General features: G+C 62.8%; 15 protein-coding genes. 5 read left to right on the top strand and 10 right to left on the bottom strand.

Translation table 11 applies throughout. The features are described 5' to 3' along the window. Positions 1–198: 198 nt before the first annotated feature. The 3 genes from AC0GUR_RS03915 to hutU form a co-directional block, all read right to left on the bottom strand. The gene (locus AC0GUR_RS03915; RefSeq protein WP_472876159.1) at positions 199–588 is read right to left on the bottom strand and encodes an MAPEG family protein; all 390 of its coding nucleotides are present in this window, start codon (positions 586–588) and stop codon (positions 199–201) included. Between the two features lie 70 nt (positions 589–658). Then, positions 659–1675, bottom strand: coding sequence for a class A beta-lactamase (bla, locus tag AC0GUR_RS03910; protein WP_472876158.1), 1017 nt, complete (start codon positions 1673–1675; stop codon positions 659–661). Between the two features lie 125 nt (positions 1676–1800). Continuing rightward, on the bottom strand, positions 1801–3471 hold the full coding sequence (hutU, locus tag AC0GUR_RS03905; protein ID WP_472876157.1) for a urocanate hydratase: 1671 nt from the start codon (positions 3469–3471) through the stop codon (positions 1801–1803). Positions 3472–3665: 194 nt separating this feature from the next. Here hutU and AC0GUR_RS03900 point away from each other — a divergent pair, with 194 nt between their 5' ends. The 3 genes from AC0GUR_RS03900 to AC0GUR_RS03890 all read left to right on the top strand — a co-directional run bounded on the left by AC0GUR_RS03900 (position 3666) and on the right by AC0GUR_RS03890 (position 6341). After that, positions 3666–4226 (top strand): hypothetical protein, encoded by a 561-nt coding sequence (locus AC0GUR_RS03900; protein WP_472876156.1) that lies wholly within the window; start codon positions 3666–3668, stop codon positions 4224–4226. A gap of 76 nt (positions 4227–4302) precedes the next feature. Beyond that, positions 4303–5796 (top strand): DNA-3-methyladenine glycosylase 2 family protein, encoded by a 1494-nt coding sequence (locus tag AC0GUR_RS03895; RefSeq protein ID WP_472876155.1) that lies wholly within the window; start codon positions 4303–4305, stop codon positions 5794–5796. Beyond that, a complete protein-coding gene (locus AC0GUR_RS03890) occupies positions 5796–6341 on the top strand; it encodes a methylated-DNA--[protein]-cysteine S-methyltransferase (protein WP_472876154.1) in 546 nt (181 codons plus the stop codon). The genes AC0GUR_RS03895 and AC0GUR_RS03890 overlap by 1 nt, the downstream gene beginning before the upstream one ends. A gap of 6 nt (positions 6342–6347) precedes the next feature. On the opposite strand, the gene AC0GUR_RS03885 is transcribed toward AC0GUR_RS03890, so the two are convergent. Beyond that, positions 6348–6671 (bottom strand): hypothetical protein, encoded by a 324-nt coding sequence (locus AC0GUR_RS03885; protein WP_472876153.1) that lies wholly within the window; start codon positions 6669–6671, stop codon positions 6348–6350. A 48-nt stretch (positions 6672–6719) separates the two neighbouring features. Between AC0GUR_RS03885 and AC0GUR_RS03880 the strand changes: the two genes are divergently transcribed. After that, positions 6720–8003: an alkaline phosphatase family protein gene (locus AC0GUR_RS03880; RefSeq protein WP_472876152.1), complete on the top strand. Its 1284-nt coding sequence runs from the start codon at positions 6720–6722 to the stop codon at positions 8001–8003. A 60-nt stretch (positions 8004–8063) separates the two neighbouring features. On the opposite strand, the gene AC0GUR_RS03875 is transcribed toward AC0GUR_RS03880, so the two are convergent. Beyond that, positions 8064–9362, bottom strand: a complete 1299-nt coding sequence (locus AC0GUR_RS03875; protein WP_472876151.1) for an MFS transporter — start codon at positions 9360–9362, stop codon at positions 8064–8066. 230 nt (positions 9363–9592) lie between these two features. Between AC0GUR_RS03875 and AC0GUR_RS03870 the strand changes: the two genes are divergently transcribed. Continuing rightward, entirely contained in the window at positions 9593–11332 is a 1740-nt protein-coding gene (locus AC0GUR_RS03870; RefSeq protein ID WP_472876150.1) for a sensor domain-containing diguanylate cyclase, read from the top strand. 17 nt (positions 11333–11349) lie between these two features. Here AC0GUR_RS03870 and AC0GUR_RS03865 read toward each other — a convergent pair whose 3' ends face one another. The 5 genes from AC0GUR_RS03865 to AC0GUR_RS03845 all read right to left on the bottom strand — a co-directional run bounded on the left by AC0GUR_RS03865 (position 11350) and on the right by AC0GUR_RS03845 (position 18811). Beyond that, on the bottom strand, positions 11350–12348 hold the full coding sequence (locus tag AC0GUR_RS03865) for an alpha/beta hydrolase (protein WP_472876149.1): 999 nt from the start codon (positions 12346–12348) through the stop codon (positions 11350–11352). Between the two features lie 25 nt (positions 12349–12373). Further along, positions 12374–15376 (bottom strand): glycoside hydrolase domain-containing protein, encoded by a 3003-nt coding sequence (locus tag AC0GUR_RS03860; protein WP_472876148.1) that lies wholly within the window; start codon positions 15374–15376, stop codon positions 12374–12376. Between the two features lie 157 nt (positions 15377–15533). Beyond that, positions 15534–16520 carry a multidrug resistance efflux transporter family protein gene (locus tag AC0GUR_RS03855; RefSeq protein WP_472876147.1) on the bottom strand — a complete coding sequence of 329 codons (987 nt, stop codon included), beginning with the start codon at positions 16518–16520 and terminating at the stop codon, positions 15534–15536. Between the two features lie 231 nt (positions 16521–16751). After that, complete coding sequence (locus tag AC0GUR_RS03850) at positions 16752–18128, bottom strand: sensor histidine kinase (protein ID WP_472876146.1); 1377 nt, start codon at positions 18126–18128, stop codon at positions 16752–16754. Then, the gene (locus AC0GUR_RS03845) at positions 18125–18811 is read right to left on the bottom strand and encodes a response regulator (RefSeq protein ID WP_472876145.1); all 687 of its coding nucleotides are present in this window, start codon (positions 18809–18811) and stop codon (positions 18125–18127) included. The genes AC0GUR_RS03850 and AC0GUR_RS03845 overlap by 4 nt, the downstream gene beginning before the upstream one ends. Between the last annotated feature and the right edge of the window lie 135 nt (positions 18812–18946).

The raw sequence follows: 18946 nt of genomic DNA, 5'->3' as shown, positions 1-18946 counted from the left end.
TGCAGGAATTACCGTCAAGTTGATGAAAATTATGAGAAACAGCCCCTGGTCCGTCGTTTAGTCTTCGGCCCTTGAAGCAGGCCGGGCGTCAAGAACCGGGCGTCAAGCATTTGACGGATGCCATTTTCTTGCCAGCAAGACACATGCCTCCGCCCGGCCGTGAAAGCCGGTGGAGGCTCAATGCAAAGTACGCCTAGTTCAGAGCAAGGCAGTCAGTACCGATACGATGCCAACGATCGAGACGCCCCATACCAGCGTGCGCAGATAGGGGATACCAATGGCGTATACGGGCAGATATACCACGCGCGCCCAGAAGTAGAGCTGCACCCCGAGCGCGGTGGATGCGTTGGTGCGTTGGGCTACCACTACCGCAATAGCAGCGGCGGCAAAGAACGCAAACGTTTCGAGGAAATTGCGGCTTGCGCGATCGATACGGGCAGCGGCACCCGTGAAAGGCTTGGCCTCGACATCGCGGTTGCCTGCATTCCACGCAAGGCCACGTTGAAACACGGAAATCAGCACAGGTAACAACACGTACACCAGGCCCAGCGCCACCGACCACCCCAACATCTTCAGTTCGACCGGCATATCGCAGCTCCCCGTTGGATGTGGCGACATGATGCGCCCTGGTGACGTGTCGCACCAGCGCAAGCCAGTTTCAGGGATGGACGGCTGTACTGATGCCCTTTGCCAGGTCTGCAAACAACGTACCGCGCTGCTTATCCGAGGCGGGTGAATCGGACAGGAAGGTGGCCACGATGACCGTGTGGCCATCCGGCCAGGTGAGTATGCCGATGTCGTTATACGCGCCCGTTCTGCCTCCGAACGAACCGGAGGTACCGGTCTTATCAGCCAGACGCACACCTGAAGGCACGCCGGCGCGCAAACGATTGGGGATAGTCTGCGCTTCCATCAAGCCAAGCAGATGGCGCGTCGACGTGGATGACAACAATTCGTTGTTGCTGAGCTTGCGCAGAAACGTAACGGCGGCATCAGGTGTGCTGCGATTGCGCGGGTCAGCCAAAAACGCTTCATAGCCACGTTGATAGCGCTGCTTCGTCGCCTGCTGACTCTCGCCGGCTGGTGCCTTTTCCCCGGGCTTCAGGCCGCTGAACACCTGACTGAGGCCAGCCTCGTCCATATCGATGCGCATGCCATCGATGCCATGGGCCTTCAGGAACGCCGTTACCACCTCCGGGCCACCCACGACCCTTATCAAGGCATCGACCGCTGTGTTGTCGCTCTCGCTGACGGCTGCCTTAAGCAGCTGCGCGACCGTAAACGTCATCCGGTCGCCGTGAAAATGCGCACCGATCGATGGCACCGCCGCGCCGTCATTAACCTGATCACGCGTAATGGTGACTTGCTGTTGCAGGGACAACGAACCGTCATCGACATGTGAGAGCACCGCAGCGGCCACCGGCGCCTTGAACACGCTCATCATCGGAAACGCCTGGCTCGCATTGACCCCTGCCCTGGCACCGCTCTGCACATCCAGCACGGCCACACCCAGTACACCGGGCTGCGCACGCTGCGCCATGGCTTCAAGAGTTGCCTGGAGCTTGGCTGGCAGGCCGTTCGGCGCTGGCGATGGGGCCGATGCCATCACAGGCAAGGCGTTGGCCCATACCAGGGTTGCCGCCAAGACGGTACGGCGTAGGTGAGAAGAAAACATGGGGCGGTTCCTTGCCGACGAGTATGAAGCTCGCACGATGTCAGCGCACCATGGCAAAAGCATGGCGCGCATCTGGCGAAAATAGTCGACGGTGCCTCGCGCATACGGCGCGAGACACCACCATGTCAGAGCATCGGCAGCTTCAGGCCCTGCTCTTTCGCGCACTCGATGGCGATCTCGTAACCGGCATCGGCATGACGCATCACGCCCGTGCCCGGATCGTTCCACAGTACGCGAGCAATACGCTTGTCGGCGGCTTCGGTGCCGTCGCACACGATCACGACGCCGGAATGCTGCGAGTAACCCATGCCCACGCCGCCGCCATGGTGCAATGACACCCACGTGGCGCCACCCGCTACGTTGAGCATGGCATTGAGCAACGGCCAGTCGCTGACCGCGTCAGAACCGTCACGCATCGCTTCCGTTTCACGATTCGGGCTGGATACCGAGCCGGAGTCGAGATGATCACGACCGATCACCACCGGCGCCTTCAACTCACCTTTGCGCACCATCTCGTTGAACGCCAGACCCAGCTTGTGGCGCAGCCCCAAGCCGACCCAGCAGATACGCGCCGGCAGGCCCTGGAAGCTGATGCGCTCCTTGGCCATGTCGAGCCAGCGGTGCAGGTGCGGATCATCGGGAATCAGTTCCTTCACCTTCTGATCGGTCTTGTAGATGTCTTCCGGGTCACCGGACAGCGCCACCCAACGGAATGGGCCGACGCCACGGCAGAACAGCGGACGGACGTACGCCGGCACGAAACCCGGGAACGCGAACGCATCGGCGCAACCTTCGTCCTTCGCCATCTGGCGAATGTTGTTGCCGTAGTCGAAGGTGGGAATGCCCTGCGCGTTGAACGCCAGCATCGCTTCGACGTGCTTGCGCATCGACTGCTTGGCCGCCTTGGCCGTGCCGACCGGATCGCTCTTGCGGCGCTCGAACCACTGCTCGACGGTCCAGCCCTGCGGCAGGTAGCCATTCACCGGATCGTGCGCGCTGGTCTGGTCGGTGACCGCATCTGGGCGCACGCCGCGACGAACGAGTTCCGGCAGCACGTCGGCCGCGTTGCCGAGCAGTGCGATCGACTTCGCTTCGCCAGCAGCGGTGTACTTGGCGATGCGCGCGAGCGCGTCGTCAAGGTCAGTGGCCTGCTCGTCCACGTAGCGCGTCTTCAGGCGGAAGTCGATGCTCTTCTGCTGGCATTCGATGTTGAGCGAGCATGCGCCGGCCAGCGTCGCGGCGAGCGGCTGCGCACCACCCATGCCGCCGAGGCCGGCAGTGAGAATCCACTTGCCCTTGAGATTGCCGTTGAAGTGCTGGCGGCCCATCTCCACGAAGGTTTCGTAGGTGCCCTGCACGATGCCCTGCGAGCCGATGTAGATCCACGAGCCGGCCGTCATCTGGCCGTACATCATGAGACCCTTCTTATCGAGCTCGTTGAAGTGCTCCCAGTTCGCCCATGCCGGCACCAGGTTCGAGTTGGCAAGCAGCACGCGTGGTGCATCCGCATGGGTGGGGAACACGCCCACCGGCTTGCCGGACTGAATCAGCAGCGTCTCGTTGTCGTTGAGCTCGCGCAGCGCGCGCAGGATCGCGTCAAAGCACTCCCAGTTGCGCGCGGCCCGGCCAATACCGCCATACACGACCAGCTCGGCCGGGTTCTCGGCCACTTCCGGGTCGAGGTTGTTCTGCAGCATGCGGAACGGCGCCTCGGTGAGCCAGCTCTTGCAGTTCAGCTCGCTGCCGCGCGGCGCGCGGATGGTTCGGGTCGTGTCGATACGGGTGGGAGCGTTCATGGGAAGCGTCACAGCCTGGGGGAAACCCCGATTGTGGCGAGCCCAGGCCCCGCCCGCAAACCGCACTGCGGCAAAAGCCGCCGACGGGCACGAACCTCCGCCATCCGGCTGATTGAATGAAAGATTCGGGCTTAACAGACTGCTCGAGGGGGTACCCGGTTGCGACCGTCACGGCAACGCGTTGGAGAACCACCATGAACGCGAAGTATCTTGTGGCCTTGTTGCTCGTCACCGTGCTGGGCAGCGGCGCCAGCGCTCAGGCGGCGGATAAAAGCATGCCATCTGACCAGGAGCTGATCGCCAGTGCCATACGCGCTGCGCCACCCGGTGTAGCCAAGGACGCCACCATCATCACCGTGGATGAACACGGCAAGATGCGCACGCTCCGCAAGGGCACGAACGGCTTTACCTGCATGCCTGACAATCCGGATACGCCAGGCCCGGATCCTATGTGCATGGACAAGAATGCTTTGGATTGGGTCAACGCATACATGGCACACAAACCGCCGCCGGCAGGCAAAATCGGACTGATGTACATGCTGGAAGGCGGCACCGATGCGAGCAATACCGACCCGTATGCGGGAAAACCCACCGCTGGCAATCATTGGATCAAGACCGGTGCGCACGTGATGATCGTCGGCGCCGACCCGGCGTTTTACGACAACTACCCGAAGAATGCGGATCCGGACACCAGCGCCCCATACGTGATGTGGGCAGGCACGCCCTATCAGCACCTGATGGCCCCGATCAAATAACGACGCGGGAACGGCTCTGAGTATTGATGTCCGAAAACGGCGAGTCGGGTCGTGCGTGTGGTGCTAGCCTGAACCCATGCCGATCACTCATGACCCGCTCCTCGATGTGCGCGCCTGCGAACAGGCGCGCATCAGTCGCGACGCCCGCTTCGACGGACTGTTCTTCACCGCCGTCACCAGCACGCGGATTTATTGCCGACCGGTGTGCCCTGCCCCGTCGCCGAAGCCGGAGAACATCCGGTATTACGCCAGCGCGGCCGCCGCGGAAGCCGCTGGCTTCCGACCCTGCCTGCGCTGCCGCCCCGAGCTCGCACCAGGCAATGACGCATGGCAACGTGGCGATCATGTGATCGCGCGCACGCTGAAATTGATGGATAGCGGTGCATTCGACGAGTTAACGGTCGAGGCGATGGCCGAACGGGTGGGCGTCGGTGCACGCCAGTTACGCCGCTTGTTCGTTGAGCGCCTTGGGGCGCCGCCGATCAGTGTCCACACTACGCGCCGCCTGCTGTTCGCCAAGCAATTGCTGACGGAAACAACGCTGCCAGTGACGGAAGTAGCGCTCGCTTCCGGCTTCCGTAGCCTGCGTCGGTTCCATGCGGCGTTCCTGCAGGCCAATCGCGTGCCACCGCGTGAACTGCGGCGCCATCCGACCGCAACGAACGGCGATGCATTGACGCTGCGGCTTGGTTATCGCCCGCCATACGACTTCCCCGCCATCCTCGCGTTTCTGCGTGGGCGTGCGTTGCCCGGTGTGGAAGTGGTGGACGAACACAGTTATGCGCGCGTATTCGGCCCCGCCGATGCACCGGGTTGGCTGCGCCTGAGCGCCTGGCCCGGCGATGCCAACGCCTTGCAACTGCAACTGCATTGCCCACAACCGGCGCAGATGCTCGGCATGGTGACCAAACTGCGACGCATGTTCGACCTGGATGCGAACCCGCAATCCATTGGCGACGCATTGAAGCAGAGCACGGTGCTGCGGCCGATGCTACGCAAGCGCCCGGGCCTGCGGCTGCCGGGCGGCTGGGACGGTTTTGAAATTGCGGTGCGCGCGATTCTCGGCCAACAGGTGAGTGTCGCTGCGGCGCGCACGCTGGCCATACGCATCGTGCAGCGCTACGGCACGCCAGTGGCATCACCCGTCCCAGGTCTGGAGCGCCTGTTCCCGGGGCCGGAAGCACTGGCCGACGTCGACCTGCGCGAAGTGGGCCTGACCACCGCCCGTGCAGCCACCGTACGCGGCGTGGCGCAAGCACTACTGGACGGCCGTATCGATTTCCGCAGTGAACAACCGCTGGCCGAATTCGTCGAACGCTGGGTGGAACTGCCAGGCATCGGCGAGTGGACGGCCCATTACATGGCGATGCGCGCGCTGAGTCATCCGGATGCGTTTCCCGCGGCCGACCTGATCCTGCGTCGCGCAGCGGCGGGCGATGGCGATGAACTTTCCACCAAGGCGCTTACTTCGCTGGCCGAAGCTTGGCGCCCCTGGCGTGCCTATGCAGTAATGCACCTCTGGCGAAGCGCGAGCGACGCGGCGAGTGCAAAGGCGAAGAAGGTAGCCTGATGCTCGAATCATCCACCATCTGGTACGACAACATGCCCAGCCCCGTCGGCACGCTGCGACTGGTGGCTGACGACCAAGGGCTGCGCGAAATCTGGTTCGAAACCGGGCGCCACCAACGGTCACCGCAACCGCATTGGCGTCAGGCAGCGGAACCGTCAGCGCAGGCGAGGCAGCAGCTGGAAGAGTATTTCGCCGGGACGCGCCAGCATTTCGATCTGGTGCTGCACCCACTCGGCACGCCGTTCCAACGCGAGGTGTGGTGGGAGCTGGCGCAGATCCCCTATGGCGCCACTATCAGCTATGGAGAACTGGCGCGCCGTATCGGCCAGCCGCAGGCGATGCGCGCGGTGGGTGCCGCGAATGGCCGCAATCCGCTGCCTATCGTGCTGCCCTGCCATCGTGTGATCGGCGCCAACGGCAGTCTCACCGGGTTTGGCGGCGGTTTGCCCACCAAGCGTTTCCTGCTGTCGCTGGAAGAGCGCGTCGCTCACGGCGATCTGTTTGGTCTGCCGCTACGCGATGGTGCCGCCTTGTGGCACGGCTAACGCCGTTCAGCGCCCCGCAACCACTGGCAACGGTGTTACCGCGTTCCGGTAAGCGTCCATCGGGTTGCCCACATGCGGCATGTAGTAACTATCGGTGGTCGGCTTGGCGGCCTTTGCCGCTGGCGGCTGATGATGTCCCACGACCACAGGCGTGTGCGTATGCAACACGCGCTGCTGCTGCGCGGCATTGAATGGCAATGCGTGAACCGGCGCGGTTGTCGTAGACGCGCCGGCGGAGGACTGCGCGGCAACGGGTGTTGCCAAGCCGGTGCCTGCTGCACCGAACAACGCCATTGACGCCAGGTAAAAGAAAGGACGTGTAATGGTCATACGGCTGGGTAATGATACGGGGTTTGCACCGATGGTACGGACTCACGCATGAAAATCCCGTTTCGCTTGCTGCTTTGTTCGCTGATTGCCCTTGGTACCGGCTGCGCCACCCCATCCACGTCGCCGACCTCCGCGTCTTCCGCGCCCACTGCCGCTGCGGCGAAACAGGCCCCAGCGCCGCTGTTGCTGATTTCCATCGACGGTTTTCGTGCCGACTATTTCGAGCGCGGTCTCAGCCCGACGCTGGCCATGCTGGCCAGGGACGGCGTGCACGCAGCCGGCATGCAGCCGTCGTTTCCGTCACTGACGTTCCCCAACCACTACACCATCGTGACCGGCCTGCGCCCTGATCACCATGGCATCGTCAACAACACGATGATGGATCCCCAGCTTGGCAAATTCTCGCTGAGCGACCGCATCGCCGTGAGCAATGGCAGCTGGTGGAACGAAGGCACGCCGCTGTGGGAAACCGCCGCGCAGCACGGCCTCAAGAGCGGCACCATGTTCTGGCCCGGCACCGAAGCGGATATCCGCGGCAAGCATCCGGACTACTGGCACACGTATGACGGCAATGTCACGCCCGAACAGCGCGTGGACCAGGTGCTGTCGTGGCTCGATATGCCTGCCGGCGAACGCCCCACGTTCATCACGCTGTACTTCGATGACGTGGACCACGCCGGCCACACCTACGGCCCCGACACGCCGCAAGTCGACGACGCGCTGCGCAAGACCGATGCCGCCCTCGCTTACCTCGTGGAAGGCCTGAAGAAGCGTGGCCTGTTCGGCCGTGTCAACATGATCATCGTCTCCGACCACGGCATGGCGTCGGTGCCGGCCAAAAACAACGTGCTGCTGGACAAGGTGATTCCGATGACCCGGGTGGATGTAGTGAGCCTGGGCGTCGTTGCCGGCCTCAACCCGACGCCGGGCCATGACTTCTCCAAGATCGAAGCGCAATTGGAAAAGCCGCAGAAGCACATGACGTGCTGGGACAAGACGCGCGTGCCGGCTCGCTTCGCTTACGGCAGCAACCCGCGCGTGCCGCAGCTGCTGTGCCTTGCAGACGTGGGTTGGCGCATCACCACCACGGACTCGCTGGCCAAGAAGAAAGGCAAGCTGAGTCTTGGCGAACACGGTTACGACAACGACGCACCGCAGATGCAAGCGCTGTTTGTGGCGCGCGGCCCGGCGTTCCGCCAGGGTGCCACGGTGCCGACGTTTCCCAACGTGGACGTCTATCCACTGATGTCCCAACTGCTCCACCTGCCGCCTGCCGCCAATGATGGCGACTATCAGGCTGTGAAGGACATGCTCAAGCCCGAGGCGCAGTAAGCGCCATGCATCATCGACCACAGCACACACGCCGTGGTCGATAACTTCAGGCCCCATGCCTCACTGCGGAATCGGCGGTTCGGTACCCGGTGACGGCGGTCCCGGCAACGGCGGCAAACGATACAAACGCCACGCGATCAGCAAGCCTGCCAACACCAGTGCTGCGACGAACAGCGCAACGCCGTTCCAGCCATGCGACGCGTAGAACAAGCCACCACTGGCACCTGCGATACTGGATCCCATGTAGTACGAAAACAGGTACATGGAAGAAGCCTGCGCCTTCGCGTTGCCGGCACGACGTCCCACCCAGCTGCTGGCGATGGAGTGTCCGCCGAAGAAACCAAACGTAACCGCCACGATGCCCAGCACGACCAACAGCAGTGGCTGCATCATGGTGAGCAGCACGCCGAGCAGCATCAGCGCAAACGCTGTCCACAGCACCTTGCGACGCCCCAGCCGCCCGGCGAGATGCCCCATCCAGGCGGAGCTGAAAGTGCCGATCAGGTAAACACTGAAGATGGCGCCCACTGCGGTCTGGCTCACGCTATAGGGCGGCGCCAGTAGGCGATAGCCGATGTAGTTGTAAACGGTGACAAAAGCGCCCAGAAGCAGGAAACCCTCGGCGAACAACCACGGCAGGCCCGCATCGCGGAAAGCCAGCCTGAAGCGCCCCAGCAACGCGCCGAGATGCAGCGGCTGCCGCACGTGATGCCGTGACGGCGGCAGACTGCGCCAAAAGATCAGGCCTGCGACGAGGCCAATGAGGCCGACCGTCGCCACACCCCAGCGCCAGCCCACGAAATCGGCAAGCACGCCGGCCACCAGTCGGCCGCCCATGCCACCAATCGCATTGCCGCTGATATAGAGCCCCATCCCGAGGCCAATCGACTCGGGGTGCATCTCCTCGCTGAGATAGGTCATTGCCACCGCGGGCAGACCGCTCAGGGTGAGGCCAAGCAGCGTTCGCAGTATCAACAGCATGTGCCAATCCGGCACCAACGCCGTCAACAGCACCAGAACCGCCGACGAAATCAGTGAAAGCGTCATCACCGATTTGCGCCCCCAGGCGTCGGAAACACCACCGGCAAACAGCATGGCAAACGCCAACACACCCGTGGTGAGCGACAGCGACAAGGCCGCGGTGGCGGCGCTCACGCCGTACACCTTGCTGAATTCGGGCATCAGTGGCTGCGTGCAATACAGCAGCCCGAAAGTGGCCACACCGGCCGCGAACAGGGCGAGGTTGGTCTGGCGAAAAACCGGCGTGCCGTGGCGGATGAATCCCGGTGGTTCAAGTTCATGCGCGGGCGGCCGATGCTCTCGCTGAGACACCGCTTCCACGCCTTCCGGTCTTGCCATGTTCTTCGTTGCCCTGGGCCGCCTGAGGGCACAAGCATAGAGCCTGCCGCGTTCGCGTTCGAGCCACGTCTCAAACACTTGTTTGGAACGTTATTCCCTGCGCCGCTGGAGGCGACACCAGGGACACATCTCGTCCAGAGAACGTGATACATAGAGCGCATTGAGCCTTCGGCTGCGGGAACGGCCAGACTCATGAACCGGCGACAGGGGGCCGGGATATAAGGGGGAACATGGTGTATCGCGCACCCGTGGTGGTTTTCGTCGCATGCGTGTTGGCGGCGCTGTATGCGTTGGCCGCGCAGGCCGCCCCCGTGGCAGGCAACCACCTGCCCGCCCTGCAGATAGCCGCCCTGCCCGCAAGCACCCCGGCCCCAACGCCCGAGCAGATCGTGCATGGCCGCATGGATACCGCACTCGCCCCCTCTGCCTCCCCCTACACACCCAACGCCGTGGAGACGCAACGGTGGTATCGGCTGAATCTTTCCAGCGACTGGAAGGAAAGCAGCGCACCGGTACTCCATTTCAGTGGCGCCACCTATGTGCGCATCTCGGTTTTTGCACCACCGGATTACCGCCCACAGGAACTCTGGTTCGCACAATCCGACGGCTCCGCCCGCTTCTCACGTCATCACCTCGCCTTGGAGCTGCCGCACGACCTGCGCGCCGACCAGCCGATCTACGTACGCGTAGCCGCCGACAGCTTCACGCGGCCGATCAGGCCTGGGCTCAGCGACATGGCGACCTATCAGGCCGAAGATCTCAACCACGTGCGGCTGACGACCCTGTTCGCCAGTGTGCAGGTCACCATGATTCTGGCGGCGCTATGCCTGTGGGTGGTGCTACGCGACCGCGTGCTGGCCTACTTCATCGGTTACACCAGTTTCTTGCTGGTGTACCAGATGCTGACCAGCGGCGAGATCTACGAGTTGCCGGGCGGCCATCTGCTGGTGCCGCTGGGTACTCACGCACCGTGGTTGTTCGCGGCCTTGAGCGCGCCACTGTCGATCTCTTTCATCATTGAGTTCTGTGAACTGCGCGAGATCACCCCGGTGGCTGCGCGCCTGCTGGGCCTGATGCGCTGGCCCTACTTCATACTCGCGCCGCTGCTTTGTTTTCCATTCGCCGAACGACTGCATGCGCTGGCCTCGGTCTTCAACGTGTGGTTCATGTTCACGTCGCTGTACTCCTTCGCTGTGGTGGTGCTTGCAGTGATGCGCCGTGGCAGGCAGGCTCGCTTCTTCCTGATTGCCTGGACCCCGCAGGTGCTGCTGACCTGCCTGCGCGTGACTCAGGTGCTGCTCTCGCTCGACCTGCCGCGCTGGCTGGAGTACAGCTTTCCGTTTTCCATCGCGTTTTTCAGCATCGTCGTCACCATCGGCCTGGCTGACCTATCGCTGCGAGCGCGCCGTGAGCGCGACGTGGCCCACCACCTGGCCGATCACGATGCCCTCACCGGTGTACTCAATCGCCGCGCGCTGGTGCGGCGACTGCACGCAGGGATTACAGAAGCGCGCGCGCACCACGTGCCTCTCGCGCTGCTGTTCCTGGATATGGACCACTTCAAATCCGTGAACGATCGCTACGGCCATCAAGTGGGCGACGCCTGCCTGCGCGCAGTGGTCGAAGCCATCGCCGACGAACTGAGGCCCGCTGACTGGCTGGGGCGTTATGGTGGCGAGGAGTTCGTGGTGGTATTGCCGGGCACCTCGCGCGACAACGCAATGACGGTCGGCGAGCGCATCCGCCAAAGCATCGAAGCGTTGCATGTCCATTCGCGCGGCAACACAGTGCAGACCACGATCAGCATCGGCATCGCCCATCTGGGTGGCCCCGCCGATACGGCAGATGATCTGATCGCGCGTGCCGACGCTGCGCTCTATCGCGCCAAGACCGAAGGTCGCAACCGCGTGGTTGCTCACGAGCTGTTGACCCCCGGCGACATCTTCACAAGGCCGGCATCCTCGGCGTAGCGCCAGTTCAACTAACGCTAATCGTTGCCCGTGCCGTAGGCCCAGCGTAAGAATACCGGCAGCATGCGCTTCCATGTCGCCTGATTGTGTTCGCCATCCGGCAGCAGGTAGAAGGCGACATCGGCGGAGCGCGCGGAGGGTTTGGCCGCGTCCATATCGACGCGATAGCCCAGGTCGCGCAGTCCACGAAGAGTGGAACCGTCAGCGGCGTGATGACCGTTGATCAGGTCCTGCACATCTTCGACGGCATCGATCACGCCGTTGCCATTGCGATCGTTGGTCTCTTCGCGTCCGCCCACCGAAAACCAGAAGCGCACGGGCTTGGCTCGATCCGCCTGATTCACCATGGCCTGCGCCAATCGGGTGGATTCGATCGCCTGCGCACTGCTGCGATCCGAGGCCAGCCAAAACGATGGAGAGAAGGCACCGACGCGCCCAAACACATCGGGGTACTCCCAGCCGAGATTGAAGGCGTTGAGGCCACCCAACGACCAGCCGAGTGCAGTACGCCTCGCCGCTGAAGGCTGGGTGCGATAGTGCGTATCGATATAGGGCACCAATTGCGTGGCAACCCAATCCGAATACTCGTACGCGCGGCTGCCGATAGGACCAATGCGTGAGCCACCTACGACACTGCGCCTGCTGTTGCGATCGGAGAGGCCATAACCCGAAACACGGTCAGCCAGCATATCGACCGCAACGACAATCACCGGCTCGATCGCATGATCGGCATACAACGCTGCCAAAGTATCGTGCAGCCCGACGGCACCCATGTCCTGGCCGTCGTTCGCATACAGCACGGGATAACGGGTGCCGATAGCGCTCTGTTCCGTATAGCCGGGCGGTAGGTAGACCGTCAGCTTGAGCTGCTCCGGCGTGAACGCCTTGGCATCCAGGGTCAACTTACTCACCGCGATGCCATCGGGTGCAACCGCCGTTGCTGCATGGGTGACGCCACCCATGCACAACGCCATCACAGCCACCAACACTCCACTCGGCCACAGCTTTGCCCGCATACGATGCCCCTGTTCTCGTTTCACTTCATTCCACCACGATCAGCCAGCCCTTGCCGGGCTCCAGGGGAATCTCGTCGCCGGGTTTGAACGTAGCCGCTGTCTGAAAGCCCTCGACTGCAGGAGCTGTCAGCGTCACCTTGTTCGGCGAAAGTCCCAGCGCCTTCCAGTCAATGGCAAGCTTCACGCTGGTCTTCTGCGGGGCCCACGAGGCCAGCGCAATCAGCGTCTTGCTGCCCTTGCGCACGTAGCTGGTGGCGAGCACGTCGTCGCGGTGGGTCTTCACCGGCGTGTCGTGCACCCACCAACCCGCCATATCCGCCTTCTCGATACCAAAGGCATCCCACAACTTCCACAATCCACGCGGGTCGCTGCCGGGCGACCAGCCCAGGCGATTGGTCATGCCGAACAGCATGCCGCGCCACGGGTTGCCGTCGTTCTGCAGCATTTCACCCATCAGGCCATAAGGAATGCCGGAAATTTCGGTGAGCCAGTAAGTGGGCGAAGTCTTTTCGTAATCGAACTCTTCGCCAAACCACAAGCGATCGATGTACGGAAACAGTTCCATGTAAAGCAGCGCGCTGTTGATGTAGCCATCGCGCGGGTTGTACTGGCTGGCGGAATGCAGATCGATCAACGCGTGCGGGCGATGCGTCTGCAGCACCTTCCGCACGCGCTTCATGGTGGTGCGGTCGTAGGCCACGTCATCCAGATACAGGCCATCGATACCCACGTTGCGGGCAAGCCAGTCCAACCCTTCGATGTAGTAGTTGTGCCAGCGACTCTGCCCTGCGTTGATCACCGCCGCGTCCCGATTCTCCGGCACATGCCAGGCGGCAATGTAATCGCCATCCAGATGCTCCTGCAGCCAGGAGAAGCCACCACCCTTGCCACTGCTGATGATCTCGTGCCCCAGGCTTTCCAGCATCGGCAGTTCAGGCGCGCGGTCGGATACCTCGCGCACCGTGTCGTAGATCTTCACGCGCATGCCGCGCTGATGAGCGGCATCGATATACGCGCGCATCGCTTCAGACTCGAGGAACGGATAGTTGATCCACGGATTGATTGGCGTGGCGTGGTGAATGTTCACCACATTCGCACCGTCGGCCTTGATGGCATCAAGATCGCCGTACTTGTGGAAGAAGCGCTCGCCAAAATGCTCGGCGGGGTTGATGGTTTTGAACGGGGTGACGCGCATGACAATGTCGTAGTGCAGCGTCTCGCCGGCCTGCATGGTGCGCGTGCCACTGAACGCCTCGGCGAGATAGTTCCCCTTCTCACTGTGCAGCCGAATACCACCTTTCCCGCCGTTATCCCAGGACACCGGCATGCGCAACGGCTGCTGATGATAGAAGTTGGTATTCAAAGGACGCTGGTAATGCTCGTCCCGCAAGTGGAACTCGAGACCCGCATTCACCGTGCCGATCCATGCACCATCCTGGTTGTCCTGCACGTTCCATTTCCAGCTGAAATCGTCGGGAGCGTGGTCGCCTTGCCTTCCGAGGCCCAACTGGTACTGCGCCACGTCACGTTCGAGCGGTATCTCCAGACGGATATCACGCAGCTCCGCGGCCTGGATGGCCTTAAGTGCAACGGCGTAAACGAGGGTGCCATCGGCCTCCAGGCTTGCGGTCAGTTCACCTTGCAGCGGACCCGCGTGGGTCGCCACCTGCCAATGCACCTTGCCCGGCCCGTCGGTTTGCACCTGGGGGATACCTGTTGCGTCAAGCGCGTGCGCGCCGGTGGCATCTTCCACGATCAATTGCATGGGCGCTGCAAGCAAGGCCTTGGGCTGCTGTGCATACCCTGTCATGCGCTCGTCGAAACGGCTGGTGATTTGCCGCGGCAGACCGTTCGCACTCAGCGTCACATCGCGCCCGAGAATACCGAGTGTCGCCCCCTTCACGCTTATCGCGGTGAACGGTTTGACCAGTGCATCGTCCTGCGCCAGCGTGGAGTTAAGCCAGCGCAGTCGCGCGAGCTGTTGCGGGTCGTTATCTCCGCGAGCGGAGACAACGCCCTCGCCCACCGTCATTGACAGCGGCACCCGTTGCGGCGCCACGCCATCCGCCGTGATGGTCACCTCACCGCGATAGAGGCCCGGTGCAGCAGATTCAGGCACATCGAGTCCCATCCACAGCGGCTGCACGCGCCCTTGCGCCACATCGACACGCGTCGTGAACGGCTTGCCGGCATAGTCGACGCCACCGAGGTTGAAGCAAGTGAATGCGGTGGCGGGAATGCTGCCACCATCGTCCTTGCGCAGTTCGCTAAAGGTGACGCGAACGTTGTTAACCGGCCCGCGTGGCGCCCAGGCGCCGATCTGGAAGCTCAGATATTCGCCACGCAGCGCGTTGTCGATCAACGTGCCGCCTGGACCGCTTTGCGCCCAACTCTCAGGCAACGCGTCAAACATGCGAATCGGGTTGGCTCGGGTTTCGGGGAACAGCAGCAAGGCTTCTGACGCGTGTTTGGCCAACAAAGCCTGCAACTCACCCGGCGTGGCGGTGCGCTCCATCGAGGTGTAGGCATCGAAATCGTCGACAGCCTCGTAGCGCACGACCTTTGCCTGCGGCAAGTGCGACCAGTGCTTTGCGTCACCCACTTTGCCTGACCATGCAGCATCGGCCGTGTCCTTGGGTTGGGCGTACGTCACGGTCGGGTAATTGCTGCGTCCCTTGCTGACATACGGTAGGTAGTAAATCGCATAGGTGCCTGCCTGCGTCGCCTGGAACGCCAGTTCACCGCTGGCCTGGTCGATGTTGCCCCGGCGGACATTGGCGACGGTGGATCCATCCGGTGCCGTCACGATGACAGCGACCTGCTCGGGATGCGCATCGCGTCGACGCCACGGGATCACCACATGCACTGCCGTCGCCGGCGTATCGACCTGAACCAGATAGCGGTGGTTGCCCAGCGCATCCGCGTTCCAGCGCAGCGGCTGCTGCGTAACAGAAGTCTGTGCATGAGCAGTGCACGTTGCCCCCAGCAACACGCCGGCCATGATCCAAGCGCTACGTCGATACACCATGTCCACCCCAGATAACCAAAAAGCCGGCGCCGTTTGTGGACGCCGGAATGGGGTGTTTAACCCGAGCGGGTGGATCGGGGCAAGTTCCGGAAGGGCTAAAAGCGAGAAGTGAGAAGAGAGAAGTGAGGGAGCTCTCTCTCGTTTCTCACTCCTGCTCTCAAGCTCCGCGGTCAGTGCGCAGCGTGCGAACGTCTTCCTCGTGTCCAGCTGCAGAGCGACCGCTGACCCAGCCGAACAGGGCAATGCCCACCACGATCACCACCGCACCGAACGCGGAGAAACCGTGCGGCCATGCTTCGCCGAGCAAGGTCGCACCGATCACGGTGGCAAACAGCAACTCGGCGGCCTGCATGGCTTCCACCGCCGCCAGCGCAGTAGGTTCGGTGCGTACCATGTCGGTCGCACGGAAAAACAGCACGGTGGCGATCACGCCCGAAGACAACGCCACGCCACCTGCGAGCAGCGCCTCGCGCCATCCCGGCGGCCCGACGACAAACCACGTGACCGCGGCCAGCACCAGCCATAGCGGCCAACTGCACAGCGTCATGCCGAACACGCGCTGCGTCGCGCCAATGCGCGTGCCACTATGTTCCAGATGCAAAAGAATCATGCGATTGCCGAGCGGATAGGCGAATGCGGAAAACACCACCGCCGCCATCGCCAACCAGTCACCCGCGCCCAGCCGGCCTTGCGCATGGCCCCACTGCAACGCGAACACGCCGACCACGATAAGCACGCCAATGGCCAGGCTCCGCCATGCGAGATGCCGCCGTTCGTCGCGATAGATGAAAGGAGCCAACAGCGGGCCTGCCAGCACGGTGGTCTGGAAACTGCCAGCCACCAGCCATGACGGGCCGCTGTTGGCTGCCCATGTCAGCGGAAGGCCGAACAGTACGAAACCCACGGCACTCCACGTCAGCCAGGTGCGCGGGTACCGGCGCAGTTCCTTCGGCAACTTACCAAGCCCGCCCTGCCAAGGCAGCACCAGCGCCAGCAGTGGCAGTGTGATCAGGTAGCGCAGGATGACCGCCCACGCCCAATGACCACCGCCCGCTACCAGACTGCGGTTGAGTACGTACGTCATGGTGAAGAACAGCGCCGCACACAGCGCCAGCCCCACCGCGGCGAGAGCGTTAGAGCGCATCGCGGGTTCACTGCCAAAAGAGGGAGTGTGGCAAATGTGGGGGCGTTTTCGAAGAGTTGAGTGCTTCGCTCGCCTCCCGGGCACACGCGAAGACAGCCCGTTTGTCAGAGCCTCCAGATGCTCGTCATCCCCGCGAAGGCGGGGATCCAGCGCCGTTGCACTTGAGGAGCTGAAGGCGCTGGATTCCCTCCTTCGCGGGAATGACGGGCAAAACGGCAATCTCGAAGTCCCCTATGAAGGAATAGGGCCTTCGGCGACCAACGGCAACTGCAGCCTCACCTCAAGCCCACCACCATCCGCATTGCTCGCCTCAATATCGCCCCCATGCGCACGCACCACCCGCTGCACAATGGCGAGGCCCAAGCCATGCCCCACCGCACGTGACGCATTGCTGCCACGAAACAACGGACGGAACAGCGAATCCAACTCTGCCGATGGCACACCGGGACCATGATCGCGAACGGTAACCTCAACCGTTGTAGCTTTACCCTGCACCGCCAGCTCAACGAGCCCACCCAGCGGGCTGAACTTGATGGCATTGGCGAGCAGGTTGTCGAATGCACGTTCCAACAACAGCTCATTGCCTGACACGATAGCAACGCCTTCGGTGCTCAGGCTGAGGGTGATCTCCCGCGCTTCGGCTTCCAACCCAGAGCGTCGCACGCATTCGGCCAGCAACGCCGTGACGTCAACCGGCTCGCGATGTCCACCAGGGATGCCGCCTTCCAGACGCGAAAGCGCCAGCATTTCGCCCGTCATGTGGTCCAACCGGCTGATTTCCTCTTCGGCCTGCTGGAAGTAGCGCGCAGCCTCCTGCGGATCGCGACTGCGACGTGCCAGGTCAAGAATCAAATGCAGGCGCGCCAGCGGCGAGCGCAACTCATGCGACAGATCCTGCAGCACGCTGCGATCGTGTGCCACCAGCGCTTCGATGCGCTCGGCCATGGTGTCGAAGTCTTGCGCCAGGTGCGTCAGCTCGTCGTGCGCGCGCCGTTGTTGGCCTTCGACGCGGGCCGAAAGCTGACCCGCCGCCATGCGACGAGTTGCTGTGCGGATAGCCTCCACGGGCTTTGCCACGCCGCGCGCCACCCACCAACCCACTAGCCCAATGAACAGCAGTGACAGCACGCCCTGGACCAACAGGAAGATGGACTGGCGCGTGCGCGGACGAATGCGCGAATGCGTACGACTCAACGCCACCAACTGGCGAGTGTGGCCATCCTCACCTTGCACTCGCTGGATGGCGAGATAGAGGTTCGGCCAGGGCTGCAGCACCATGTCGCGCTTTTCGCCCAGCCACGTTTGCAGCGAATTCTGCACCGAAGACGGCAAGCGAATCGGCACCAAGGGCTGCCCGTCTTCGAACAGGGTGGCCTCGATACCTTCCTCGCGCCGCTGTTGCACCGACCATGCAGCAAGCGCAGAAGCACCGCCACTTTGAAAGGCCTGATCAGCGCTCTGCCCCAACGCAGACCAGTTGATCTCCACCGCCGTGCTGTATTCGATGAAGCGCTGCGTGAGAAAGCCGCCAAACACCAGCGCCAACAGATTCGCCGCGCAAAAGCTGATCAGCAGGCGCCAGTAGAGCGAACTCTTGAACGGACTCACGCGGCCCCCGCGACCAGGCTATAGCCGGCGCCACGCACCGATTCGATACGCGGCGCCTGCGCCGATGCTTCCGACAGCTTGTGACGCAGGCGGCTCACATGCACGTCGATGCTGCGGTCGAAACGCTCAAGTTCGCGCCCCAGCGCCATGCGCGTCAGAGTGGCCTTGTCCACCAGTTCGCCCGCGCGTTGCGCCAGGGCCAGCAGCAGCTGGAACTCGGCCCCGGTCAGGGAGAGCTCTTGTTCTTCGATATACGCCCGCCGCTCGCCGGGCTCCAGGCGCAACGCGCCAATCTGCAAGGTACTTGCGGTGGCCGGCGCATTGCGTCGCAGCTGCGCCCGCACGCGCGCCAGCAACTCACGCGGCAGGCAGGGTTTGGTCAGGTAGTCGTCCGCGCCCAGCTCCAGCCCGATCACCCGGTCCACCGGTTCACCCTTGGCGGAGAGCATGATCACTGGCAGGCGATGCTTGAGGCGCAACTCGCGCAGGGTATCCAGCCCGTCTCGCCCCGGCATCATTACGTCGAGGATCAGCAGGTCTGGCCGCGTGGACTGGTTGTGCAACTGGGCCAGACCGCTTTCGCTGTCATGGGCCACATCCACCACAAAGCCTTCGCGTTGCAGGTACTCGGCCAGCAGCGCGGCCAGTGCGCGGTCGTCGTCTACGATGAGGATTCTGGACATATCAGGTAGGAAGTCTCGCTTGCCTGGCGACCATTACAAAGGCGGCGAAGGATCTTGCTCCACCAGCTTTACCGTTCTTTACCTTCCCGCAAAGAACATACACATAGCGCTGTCGTCAAATGGACACCAAGCGAT

This window comes from Dyella sp. PARNA 12/25 (assembly GCF_055702865.1).
Note: the sequence above shows the minus strand (reverse complement) of the source record. Positions and strands in the feature narration are given on the sequence as shown.

What these genes read in the sequence shown, in the direction of transcription:
- AC0GUR_RS03915 (WP_472876159.1), bottom strand. Translation starts at nt 588, where the DNA reads ATGCCGGTCGAACTGAAGATGTTGGGGTGGTCGGTGGCGCTGGGCCTG.
- bla (WP_472876158.1), bottom strand. Translation starts at nt 1,675, where the DNA reads ATGTTTTCTTCTCACCTACGCCGTACCGTCTTGGCGGCAACCCTGGTA.
- hutU (WP_472876157.1), bottom strand. Translation starts at nt 3,471, where the DNA reads ATGAACGCTCCCACCCGTATCGACACGACCCGAACCATCCGCGCGCCG.
- AC0GUR_RS03900 (WP_472876156.1), top strand. Translation starts at nt 3,666, where the DNA reads ATGAACGCGAAGTATCTTGTGGCCTTGTTGCTCGTCACCGTGCTGGGC.
- AC0GUR_RS03895 (WP_472876155.1), top strand. Translation starts at nt 4,303, where the DNA reads ATGCCGATCACTCATGACCCGCTCCTCGATGTGCGCGCCTGCGAACAG.
- AC0GUR_RS03890 (WP_472876154.1), top strand. Translation starts at nt 5,796, where the DNA reads ATGCTCGAATCATCCACCATCTGGTACGACAACATGCCCAGCCCCGTC.
- AC0GUR_RS03885 (WP_472876153.1), bottom strand. Translation starts at nt 6,671, where the DNA reads ATGACCATTACACGTCCTTTCTTTTACCTGGCGTCAATGGCGTTGTTC.
- AC0GUR_RS03880 (WP_472876152.1), top strand. Translation starts at nt 6,720, where the DNA reads ATGAAAATCCCGTTTCGCTTGCTGCTTTGTTCGCTGATTGCCCTTGGT.
- AC0GUR_RS03875 (WP_472876151.1), bottom strand. Translation starts at nt 9,362, where the DNA reads ATGGCAAGACCGGAAGGCGTGGAAGCGGTGTCTCAGCGAGAGCATCGG.
- AC0GUR_RS03870 (WP_472876150.1), top strand. Translation starts at nt 9,593, where the DNA reads ATGGTGTATCGCGCACCCGTGGTGGTTTTCGTCGCATGCGTGTTGGCG.
- AC0GUR_RS03865 (WP_472876149.1), bottom strand. Translation starts at nt 12,348, where the DNA reads ATGCGGGCAAAGCTGTGGCCGAGTGGAGTGTTGGTGGCTGTGATGGCG.
- AC0GUR_RS03860 (WP_472876148.1), bottom strand. Translation starts at nt 15,376, where the DNA reads ATGGTGTATCGACGTAGCGCTTGGATCATGGCCGGCGTGTTGCTGGGG.
- AC0GUR_RS03855 (WP_472876147.1), bottom strand. Translation starts at nt 16,520, where the DNA reads ATGCGCTCTAACGCTCTCGCCGCGGTGGGGCTGGCGCTGTGTGCGGCG.
- AC0GUR_RS03845 (WP_472876145.1), bottom strand. Translation starts at nt 18,811, where the DNA reads ATGTCCAGAATCCTCATCGTAGACGACGACCGCGCACTGGCCGCGCTG.